The organism is Microbacterium sp. 01T413_2, assembly GCF_056398985.1.
On sequence record NZ_JBFTQL010000006.1, the window covers coordinates 124891 to 131554 of the forward strand.

At 69.6% G+C, this 6664-nt stretch carries 7 protein-coding genes; 6 read left to right on the forward strand and 1 reads right to left on the reverse strand.

All coding sequences use genetic code 11. The annotated features are described in order from the left end of the window. Positions 1-13 precede the first annotated feature (13 nt). Positions 14-1078: an ABC transporter substrate-binding protein gene (locus AC1DMN_RS05835; RefSeq protein ID WP_477229916.1), complete on the reverse strand. Its 1065-nt coding sequence runs from the start codon at positions 1076-1078 to the stop codon at positions 14-16. Between the two features lie 277 nt (positions 1079-1355). Here AC1DMN_RS05835 and AC1DMN_RS05840 point away from each other — a divergent pair, with 277 nt between their 5' ends. The 6 genes from AC1DMN_RS05840 (at position 1356) to AC1DMN_RS05865 (ending at position 6644) form a co-directional block, all read left to right on the forward strand. After that, on the forward strand, positions 1356-2774 hold the full coding sequence (locus AC1DMN_RS05840; protein ID WP_477229915.1) for a dihydrolipoyl dehydrogenase family protein: 1419 nt from the start codon (positions 1356-1358) through the stop codon (positions 2772-2774). Between the two features lie 275 nt (positions 2775-3049). Continuing rightward, the gene (locus tag AC1DMN_RS05845) at positions 3050-3382 is read left to right on the forward strand and encodes a DUF427 domain-containing protein (RefSeq protein ID WP_440732854.1); all 333 of its coding nucleotides are present in this window, start codon (positions 3050-3052) and stop codon (positions 3380-3382) included. Positions 3383-3396: 14 nt separating this feature from the next. Next, on the forward strand, positions 3397-4263 hold the full coding sequence (locus AC1DMN_RS05850) for an ABC transporter ATP-binding protein (protein WP_477229914.1): 867 nt from the start codon (positions 3397-3399) through the stop codon (positions 4261-4263). A 1-nt stretch (position 4264) separates the two neighbouring features. Then, the gene (locus AC1DMN_RS05855) at positions 4265-4951 is read left to right on the forward strand and encodes an ABC transporter permease (protein WP_440732856.1); all 687 of its coding nucleotides are present in this window, start codon (positions 4265-4267) and stop codon (positions 4949-4951) included. After that, the gene (locus AC1DMN_RS05860; protein WP_477229913.1) at positions 4948-5691 is read left to right on the forward strand and encodes an ABC transporter permease; all 744 of its coding nucleotides are present in this window, start codon (positions 4948-4950) and stop codon (positions 5689-5691) included. The genes AC1DMN_RS05855 and AC1DMN_RS05860 overlap by 4 nt, the downstream gene beginning before the upstream one ends. 35 nt (positions 5692-5726) lie before the next feature. Beyond that, complete coding sequence (locus tag AC1DMN_RS05865; protein ID WP_477229912.1) at positions 5727-6644, forward strand: ABC transporter substrate-binding protein; 918 nt, start codon at positions 5727-5729, stop codon at positions 6642-6644. The last annotated feature ends 20 nt before the right edge of the window (positions 6645-6664 follow it).

Genomic DNA, 6664 nt, shown 5'->3' on the forward strand with positions numbered 1-6664 from the left:
GGCGGTGGCCGTGTCAGCCCGCGTACTTCACCAGCTCGGGGTGGGCCTTGTAGACCTCCTCGAGCAGTGACAGGTCGAAAAGATCCTTGGGGGTCAGAGTGACGCCGGCCCCGGCCAGGCTCTTGATCGTGCTCTTCTGCAGCTCGTCCGAGATGGTGAAGAGCCCGTTCTTCGCGGTCTCGTCGGAGACGACGAGCTTCTCGGCCTGCTCCTTGGCACCGGCGATCGAGTTCGTCAGATCCAGCTTGAGGTCCTTGCCGTAGTTCTCGACGGCCAGCTTCGCGCCGGCTTCCGGATCCTTGACCGCGTCGGTCCAGCCCTTGATCTCGGCCACCAGGAACGACTTCAGCCGATCGCGATGCTTCGCGATCATGTCGTCGGTGGTCGTGACGGTCTCGGCCACGAAGGGCAGCCCGTTGTCGGCGAACGGCAGGTTGGTGGTCTCGACGCCCTTGGCCTTGACCGTGATCGCCTCATTGGTGAGGTAGGCGATGAAGCCGTCGACGTCGCCGTTGAGCAGGGGCGCCGGGTCGTACTGAACGGGAACGATCGTCACGTCCTTGTCCGTGAGCCCGTTGGCGGCGAGCAGCGCCTTGAACAGTGCGGTGTTCGAGTCCTGGACGCCGATCTTCTTGCCCTTGAGGTCGGCGGGCGTGGCGATGTCGCCCTTGCTCTTCAGGGACAGCACCGTGAACGGGTTCTTCTGGTACGTGGTGCCGATGATCTTCAGCGGGGCGCCCTCACTCGCCACGACGGATCCGATCGAGACGGCATCGGAGAGGGCGATGTCGGTCTTGCCCGACAGCAGCTCGGCGGCACCGGTGGACGGGCCGGGAGTGAGCGTGACGGTGAGGCCTGCGTCCTTGTAGTAGCCCTTCGAGTCGGCGAAGAACTCGCCGGAGAACTCCTCGTTCTTGATCCAGCTGAGCTGGACGTTGAGTTTTCCGCCGTCGGATGCGCCCTCGGTGGGCGTCTGGGCAGCCGAGCCGCCGCTCGAGCAGGCGCTCAGTGCGATCGCGGTGACGGCCGCGGCGGCGAGTGCCGCCAGCGAGCGCCGGAGCGAGGAGTGAGATGTCATGTGCGGGTCTCCTGCCGGTGAAGCTCTTCGGGTGTGCGTCGCGCCGGCGATCCGGCGCGAGCAGTTCCCTCACGGTACGGACGTCATGTTTCGGCCAGACGCACGGTTGGTTGCCCCGCTGTTTCGCGCGCGATCGGGACGAAGCCGCCCCGTCGTCTCGCGGGATAGGAGCGGAATCTGACGAACCCGTGAGGAATCCTCGCCCAGCCGCGGGCGTTCTGCGAGGGTGGGACGGACGTTGCGTCACCCCCACCGCACCGCGATCGGAAGGCTCCTGATGACCGACGAATACGACCTGATCGTGCTGGGCGGCGGCCCGGTGGGAGAGAACGTGGCCGACCGCGCCGTGCAGGGCGGGCTCACCGCCGTGATCGTGGAGAGCGAGCTGGTCGGCGGCGAATGCTCGTACTGGGCGTGCATGCCGTCGAAGGCGCTGCTGCGCTCGCCGCAGGCGCTGCGCGCGGCACAGCACGTCGGCGGCGCGGCGGAAGCGGTGACCGGCCGCCTCGACGTGCGCGCGGTGCTCGACCGGCGCGACTCGTTCACGAGCCATTGGCAGGACGACAGCCAGGTCGCCTGGCTCGATTCCGCCGGCATCGACCTCGTGCGCGGGCACGGACGCCTGAGCGGTGAACGCAAGGTCGCCGTCACCCAGCCCGACGGCAGTGTGCGCACCCTCACCGCTCGGCACGCGGTGGTCATCAGCACCGGATCCGATGCCGCGATCCCCCCGATCCCCGGGCTGCACGAGGCGAACCCGTGGACCAGCCGCGAGGCCACGAGCGCCGAGGAGATCCCCGCGTCGCTCGTCGTGATCGGCGGCGGCGTGGTCGCCGTCGAGATGGCCACCGCCTACGCCTCGCTCGGTGCTGAGGTCACCGTGCTCGCCCGCAGCGGACTGCTCGGATCCGTCGAGCCGTTCGCCGGCGAGCTCGTCACCGAGGGGCTGCGCGCGCTCGGTGTCGACGTGCGCACGGGCGTCGTCACGAAGAGCGTCTCGCGCGACGCCGACGGGGTCACCGTCACGACGGACGGCGGCGACGTGCGCGCCGCGGAGATCCTCGTCGCGACGGGCCGTACGCCCCGCAGCGGTGACATCGGGCTCGAGACGGTGGGGCTCGCCGCGGGCCGGTATATCCGCACCGACGACACGCTGCAGGTGCCCGGCGTGGACTGGCTCTACGCCGTCGGCGACGTGAACGGCCGSGTGCTGCTCACRCACCAGGGCAAGTACCAGGCCCGCGCCGCGGGCGACGTCATCGCCGCCCGCGCGAAGGGCGAGCCGGTCGACGACGACCGCTGGGGCCGGCACGTCGCGACGGCGGACCACACGGCCGTGCCGCAGGTCGTCTTCGGCGAGCCCGAGGTCGCGGCCGTGGGCGTCACCGCTGCGGCCGCCCGCGAGGCGGGCCACCGCGTGCGCGAGGTCCAGGTCGAGTTCTCCTCCGTCGCCGGCGCTTCGCTGCACGCCGACGGCTACAAGGGCCGCGCGCACATGGTCGTGGACGAGGACCGGCAGGTGCTGCTCGGCGTGACCCTGGTCGGATCCGATGTCGCGGAGCTCATCCACGCCGCCACGATCGCGGTCGTCGGCGAGGTCCCGCTGGCCCGGCTCTGGCACGCGGTGCCGTCGTATCCGACCATGAGCGAGGTGTGGCTGCGGCTGCTCGAGGCCTACGGGCGGCAGACCGCCTGAGGGCTGCCCCGTCCCCGTGGTGCGGCCGGTCTTTCTGGTTTCAGAGCGCGCAAATGGCTCCATTCGGGCCCCGGATCCAGCCATTTGCGCGCTTTGAAAACATGGATGGTCCGGTCGGAGCGGGAATCCCGGCGGATGTCGGTCTGTTTCCGATGTGGCGGGCGTTCTTCATGGATGTCGGAGGCTTGGCCTACTGTCGGAAGGGCGCCGTGGCGCACACCGGGCAGGCGCACGCGGACGCACGTGTCTCATCGATCTGAACAGGACGGACGAGCATGCAAGCAGTATTCGAAGGACGAGTCGTCGCGAACGCCGATGACGCCGATGTGGTGCTCATCGAGGGCAACAGGTACTTCCCGCCGACGGCCGTCACCGAGGGCGTGCTGCAGGAGAGCCCCACGCCGTACACCTGTCCGTGGAAGGGCGAGTGCCAGTACTACTCGCTCCGCGTGAACGAGCAGGACCACAAGGATCTGGCGTGGGCGTATCCGCACCCCTACCCGACGGCCATCGAACGGGTCGGCGTCGACTTCTCCGGCTACGTCGCGTTCGACCGCAAGGTCGAGATCCGCGCGGGCGACGTGCCCCAGGAGGGGGCGCTCCCCTGAGGGGCGGGACCGCGATGATCGAATTCCGCTCCGTCACGAAGACGTTCCCGGACGGCACCCGCGCCGTCGACGACTTCAGCCTGGTCATCCCCGCCCGGCAGACGACCGTGCTGGTCGGCTCGTCGGGATCCGGCAAGACCACACTGCTGCGCATGATCAACCGCATGGTCGAGCCCAGCTCGGGCGCCGTCGAGATCGACGGCGAGAGCGTGCTCGAGGGCGACCCCGTCGCCCTGCGCCGCCGCATCGGCTACGTGATGCAGAACTCCGGACTCCTGCCGCACTTCAGCGTGATCGACAACGTCGCCACGGTGCTGCGCCTGAACGGCGTCACCCGGCGTGAGGCGCACGTCCGCGCGCGCGAGCTGCTCGACACGGTCGGCCTCGACCAGGCGCTCGCGGACCGCTATCCGAGCCAGCTCTCCGGTGGACAGCAGCAGCGTGTCGGCGTGGCCCGCGGGCTCGCCGCGGATCCGAACATCCTGCTGATGGACGAGCCGTTCGGCGCCGTCGACCCGATCGTGCGCACCGAGCTGCAGCAGGAGCTGCTGCGCCTGCAGCGCGAACTGGGCAAGACCGTGGTGTTCGTCACGCACGACATCGACGAGGCGCTGCTGCTCGGCGACCGGATCGTGATCCTTGGCAAGAGCGCCCGCATCGTGCAGCAGGGCACGCCGGACGAGATCCTCGCCGCGCCCGCCGACGACTTCGTCGCCGCGTTCATCGGCGCCGACCGCGGACGCCGCGCGCTGCACCTGCGGGAGACCCCGCACGGCACCGTGGTCGTCGACGCCGACGGGCGCGCCCAGGGGACGCTCGTGCAGTCGCCGGCCGATCTCCTCGATGCGCATCCGCCGCAGTCCGCGGACGAGGTCGGCTGACATGACCTGGATCATCGACAACCTCGGGCTCATCGCGAGCCTCGCCGCCGTGCATCTGCAGCAGAGCCTGATCGCTCTCGTGCTCGGGGTCGTCGTCTCGGTGCCGCTGGGGTGGATCGCCTGGCGGTACCGGTTGGTGCGCGGCCCCGTGATCGTGCTCACCGGCCTGCTCTACACGATCCCCTCCCTCGCGCTGCTCATCCTGCTGCCGGCGCTGCTCGGCTACTCCGCCATCAGCCCCACCAACCTCATCGTGGCGCTGACCATCTACAACGTGGCGATCCTCGTGCGCGCAGTCGCCGACGGGCTCGACTCGGTCGATGCCGATGTGCGTCGCGCCGCGATCGCCATGGGCTACGGATCCGGACGCCGGTTCTGGACCGTCGACATGCCGCTCGCCGGACCGGTGATCCTCGCCGGCGTGCGCGTCGCCGCCGTCTCGACGATCGCCCTCGCCACGGTCGGCATCCTGGTCGGCGTGCAGAACCTCGGCTACCTCTTCACGAATGGACTCGACCGCCGCCTCATCGAGGAGGTGTTCGCCGGAGTGATCGCGGTGATCCTGCTCGCGCTCGTGATCGACGCCCTGCTGGTCGTGCTCGGCCGCGTGCTGATGCCGTGGCAGCGCAGCACCCGGCGACGTACGCGCAGCGGCCGGCCCGCCGTCGTGACCGGAGGTGCCGCATGAACCTCTTCGGCGATGCGATCCGGTGGCTGCTCGACCCCGAGCAGTGGACCGGCTCCTATGCGCTGCCGGTGCTGCTCGGCCAGCACCTGCTCTACACGGTCGTGTCGGTGCTCGTCGCGAGCCTGATCGCCGTGCCGGCCGGCTGGGTGATCGGGCACACCGGCCGTGGACGCGAGGTCGCCGTGGCGATCTCGGGCGCCGCGCGTGCGATCCCCTCGTTCGGACTGCTGATCCTGCTCGTGCTGCTGTTCGGCGTGCTGCAGGTGCCGGCGGCCGCGCTGGTGACGCTCGTGCTGCTCGCGATCCCGTCTCTGCTCGCCGGTGCGTACACCGGGATCGAGGCGATCGAGCCCCGGGTGATCGACGCGGCGAAGGCGATGGGGATGACGCCGTGGCAGGTGTTCTGGAAGGTCGAGTTCCCGCTCGGCCTGCCTCTGCTGGTCGGCGGCCTGCGAGCGGCGACGCTGCAGGTGATCGCGACCGTGACGATCGCGGCCTGGGTGAACCTCGGCGGACTCGGCTACCCGATCATCCAGGGCATCCCTCTCGGCCGCTTCGACCAGGTGCTCGCGGGGGCCCTCCTCGTCGCGGCGCTCGCCCTGATCGCCGACCTGCTGTTCGCGATCGCGCAGCGCGCCGCCGTCCCGGCCGGTGTGCGTGCGGCCGGCGGTCGCTCCGAAGCCGAACCCCACGCCCGCGGGCGCTCCCTGAGCCTGTCGAAGGCCGCCGCACGCACCTGACCTGCACCGACTCCCCCACCGAAGAGAGGCACACCATGTTCACCGCTCGCATCACCCGCATCGCCGCTGCAGCGACGGTCGCGGCCGCCGTCGCGCTCGCGCTCAGCGCCTGCAGCTCCAGCAACCCGCTCGACAAGCCGACCGAGACGAGCGGATCCGGCTCCTCCGACACGGTCGTGATCGGATCCCAGGCGTACTACTCGAACGAGATCATCGCCGAGATCTATGCGCAGGCCCTCGAGAAGGACGGCGTGAAGGTCGACCGCAAGTTCAACATCGGACAGCGCGACGCCTACATGCCCGACGTGAAGTCGGGCGCGATCAACCTGTTCCCCGAGTACACCGGCAACCTGCTGGAGTACCTGGGCGGTAAGGCCGACACGAACAGCCCCGACGACGTGTACGCCGCGCTGAAGAAGGCCCTGCCGTCGGGCCTCACCGTGCTCGATTACGCGAAGGCCGCCGATCAGGACACCTACACGGTGACCAAGGCGAACGCCGATAAGTACAGCCTCGAATCGATCGCCGACCTCTCGAAGGTGCCCGCGCCCGTCACGGTGGGCGCCGCGCCCGAGTTCGAGAAGCGCCCGTACGGCCCCGCAGCCGCGAAGACCCTGTACGGCGTCGACCTGGCGTTCTCGGCCACCGGCCAGACCACGCTCGAGGCGCTGAAGGCCGGCACCGTGCAGGTCGCCGACATCTACTCCGCCGACCCGGCGTTCGCCAGCGGTGACCTGGTCGCTCTGAAGGATCCGAAGAACCTCATCCTTCCGTCGAACGTCGTGCCGATCGTGAGTGCGAACGTCGCCGACAAGGTGTCGAAGGCGATCAACGCGGTGAGCGCGAAGCTCTCGACCGAGGAGCTCGTCAAGCTCAACGTGCAGAGCACGGCCGACAAGAAGCAGCCGGCCGACATCGCCAAGGCCTGGCTCAAGGAGCAGGGCCTGAGCTGAGGCTCGAACCAGTGACAGGC

Bases quoted from the DNA above. Each gene is read 5' to 3' on its own strand.
- AC1DMN_RS05835 (WP_477229916.1), bottom strand. From the start codon at position 1,078: ATGACATCTCACTCCTCGCTCCGGCGCTCGCTGGCGGCACTCGCCGCC.
- AC1DMN_RS05845 (WP_440732854.1), top strand. From the start codon at position 3,050: ATGCAAGCAGTATTCGAAGGACGAGTCGTCGCGAACGCCGATGACGCC.
- AC1DMN_RS05850 (WP_477229914.1), top strand. From the start codon at position 3,397: ATGATCGAATTCCGCTCCGTCACGAAGACGTTCCCGGACGGCACCCGC.
- AC1DMN_RS05855 (WP_440732856.1), top strand. From the start codon at position 4,265: ATGACCTGGATCATCGACAACCTCGGGCTCATCGCGAGCCTCGCCGCC.
- AC1DMN_RS05860 (WP_477229913.1), top strand. From the start codon at position 4,948: ATGAACCTCTTCGGCGATGCGATCCGGTGGCTGCTCGACCCCGAGCAG.
- AC1DMN_RS05865 (WP_477229912.1), top strand. From the start codon at position 5,727: ATGTTCACCGCTCGCATCACCCGCATCGCCGCTGCAGCGACGGTCGCG.